The organism is Maribacter sp. (assembly GCF_039968975.1).
GTDB lineage: Bacteria > Bacteroidota > Bacteroidia > Flavobacteriales > Flavobacteriaceae > Maribacter.
The window spans coordinates 1-1,883 of sequence record NZ_JBDVOT010000169.1 but is presented as its reverse complement, the minus strand read 5'-3'; the positions used below and the strand labels follow the sequence as shown (position 1 = coordinate 1,883).

Sequence of the window (1,883 nt, the reverse complement as noted above, 5' to 3'; positions counted from 1 at the left end):
GGAGATAAAGATGAGACATACCTCAACTATTCTATGGAAGAAGGTCTTAGTAATTCTATTAATACCATTGCTGTAAAAGTGTTAGAAAAAGCGGGTATTGACAATACTATTGCAATGGCAAAAAATATGGGAATTGAAGATAAATTACCCCAAGAAGCATCTATTGCACTAGGTACCGGTGAGATAAAGATTTTAGATTTAGCTCAAGCTTATACGAGCTATGCAAATAACGGTAAACATATAAAACCTAATTTAATCAAAAGTATTTCAAACCATAAAGACTCCATTTTGATTGAATTTAAGTCTAAATTGAACGATAAAGCGGCTTTTTCTAAAGAGACCAGTCAAATTATGATTGAAATGATGAAATCGACCATCAATTCTGGTACAGCTGCCAGACTTAGAAATACATACGGACTCAAAAATGACATTGCAGGTAAAACCGGTACTACGCAAAATAATAAAGATGCTTGGTTTGTTGCCTTGACTCCAAAACTTGTACATATAACTTGGGTAGGTCTTGACCAACATGAAATAGGATTTAGTAATACGAGTATTGGGCAAGGTGCAAATGCGGCACTACCTCTATTTGGATTATGGATGAAAGAATTGAATAAAGACCGAGATTTTGACCAATACACTAAACCTAACTTTCCTAAACCATCAGCTACGGTGCAAGAAGTATTAAATTGTGACCCAGTCAAACGCGACGGATTCTTTAAGCGTCTCTTTAAAAATCCGAATAAAAAGAAAAATAAAAAATTTAATGGTTAAATAAATAATTAGTTATAAAAAATGCCTATTTATTTCAAAAATGATATTTTTTTAACAAAACATTCTCTTAAATTTGGTCAACCACCAAACTAAAACCAAAATGACCAAATACTTAAGTACGCTTGTACTTATATTTTTTTGCTATTCTATACATGGGCAAATTTCGGATAAATCTTTCTTTGTAAACGAAACTAACGCTAAGATTACTCCTGACGGGGTTCTTAATGAACCTGTTTGGGCAACTGCAGGTAAGGCTAATGAATTTTGGCAGTACTTCCCCTTAGACACCGTACAGTCTAAAAAGCAAACAGAGATTAAAATGCTATATGATGAATCTAACTTATATGTTGGTATTACGGTATATACCGCTGGTTCAGATTATTCTATTCAATCCTTAAAACGAGATTTTAGGGCAGGAAATAGCGATAATATAACATTACTTTTTGACACGTTCAATGATGGTAACAATGCTTTCTTATTCGGTATTAATCCTTACGGAGTACGCCGAGAAGGATTGGTTTCTGGTGGCGGATTAAATCTTAACGGATTTACCATTTCATGGGATGTGAAATGGCGAGGAGATTCAAAAATTTATGATGGTTATTATACGGCTGAAATGACCATACCATTAACTGCTTTTAAATTTAAAGAAGGTGAAACCAAATGGAGATTTAATAGTTACCGTTTTGATACCCAATCTAATGAAAACAGCACGTGGACAAATATTCCGCAAAATCAAAATATATACGGTCTTACATTTATGGGCGATATGATTTTTGAGAAACCGTTGGGTAAATACCGTACTCCACTCACCATTATCCCTTATGTAAATTTAGGTTCGCGAAAAGACTTTGAACTTAATGATTCTGAAACTAAAGTTGATGTAGGTGGTGATGCTAAAATAGCAATTGGCAACAGCATGAATTTAGATATTACCGTAAATCCAGACTTTTCTCAAGTAGAAGTTGATGATCAAGTGACCAACTTAACACGTTTTGAAGTTTCCCTACCGGAGAAAAGACAATTTTTTATAGATAACAGTGATTTATTTGGCAGCTTTGGTGGCGGTAGAGATGCAAATCCGTTTTTCTCTAGACGAATAGGTATAG

Annotated in this window: 2 protein-coding genes; both read left to right on the top strand. The window is 34.1% G+C overall.

All coding sequences use genetic code 11. The features are described 5' to 3' along the window. Nucleotides 1-774, top strand: a 774-nt coding sequence (locus ABJI11_RS11310; RefSeq protein WP_348352193.1) for a penicillin-binding transpeptidase domain-containing protein, incomplete at its 5' end; no start/stop codon positions are given. Between the two features lie 100 nt (nucleotides 775-874). Next, a partial coding sequence (locus ABJI11_RS11305; protein WP_348352191.1) for a DUF5916 domain-containing protein occupies nucleotides 875-1,883 on the top strand: 1,009 nt, incomplete at its 3' end.